Below are 1,137 nucleotides of genomic sequence, written 5' to 3' on the forward strand. Positions count from 1 at the left end.
TCCCAATCCTGTTCGCCGGGTATACATACCCAAGGCGGATTCTAAAAACAAGCGCAGCCTGGGTATTCCATCGGTAGTCGATCGGGTTATCCAACAGGCAATGGCGCAGGTATTATCTCCAACCTTCGAGAAACAATTTTCCCCACAGAGCTACGGCTTCCGGCCAAACCGGAGTGCTCACAAAGCTGTAAAACAATGCCAGGCATTTATCACTGCGGGATATAAATACGCGGTGGATATGGACTTGGAGAAATTCTTTGATACCGTAAGTCAAAGTAAGCTTATTGAAGTACTCTCCCGAACCATTAAAGATGGAAGGGTGGTCTCCCTGATTCATAAATACCTCCGTGCCGGAGTGATGGAACGGGGAAGACTTAAGTCGAGCAAAAGGGGAGTTCCGCAGGGAGGTCCTTTAAGCCCGCTATTGAGCAATATTATACTCAATGAGCTGGATCAGGAACTCCATAGAAGGGGACATCGCTTTGTCCGCTATGCGGACGATCTTGTGATTTTATGCAAGAGCAAACGAAGTGCGCAGCGCAGTCTTCGCAATATCATTCCTTTCATAGAGAATAAATTGTTCCTCAAGGTAAATCAGAAGAAAACCGCTGTAGGCTATATCTCCAGAATTAAATTTCTGGGCTATGGTTTCTATAAAAGAAAAGAAGGTTGCCGGCTTCGAGCCCATCCCAGCAGCATTACCCGAATGCGGAAGCGAATTAAAGAGCTTACCAATAGGAGTAATGGTTGGGGAAATGAGCACAGGAAGCAGGAGCTCCGGCAGTATATAAGAGGCTGGGTAAACTATTTTAAGTTGGCTGATATGAAAACGTTGATGCCTAGAATAGACGAGTGGTATAGAAGACGACTCAGGATGATTATTTGGAAGCAATGGAAACGGATTAGAACCCGTTTTAGCAATCTCTTAAAACTTGGTTTATCCAAATCCAAGGTAAGGGAATTTGCAAACACCCGAAAAGGCTATTGGCATATTGCCAGTAGTCCCATCCTTAACCGAACTATTACCACGGAACGCCTGGCTAAAGCTGGATATACCTTCTTTACGGATTGCTATAGGAAAGTCAGGGTAAACTAAGGAACCGCCGTATACGAGAACCGTACGTACGCGTGGTGTGA

At 45.5% G+C, this 1,137-nt stretch carries 1 protein-coding gene; it reads left to right on the forward strand.

The features are described from left to right. Positions 1 to 1,096: group II intron reverse transcriptase/maturase (gene ltrA / locus DET49_RS18350; RefSeq protein WP_133550313.1), on the forward strand; the 1,096-nt coding region annotated here is incomplete at its 5' end. Positions 1,097 to 1,137: the final 41 nt, after the last annotated feature.

Origin of the sequence: Salegentibacter sp. 24, assembly GCF_004362395.1 — a bacterium.
In the GTDB taxonomy this organism is placed as follows: domain Bacteria; phylum Bacteroidota; class Bacteroidia; order Flavobacteriales; family Flavobacteriaceae; genus Salegentibacter.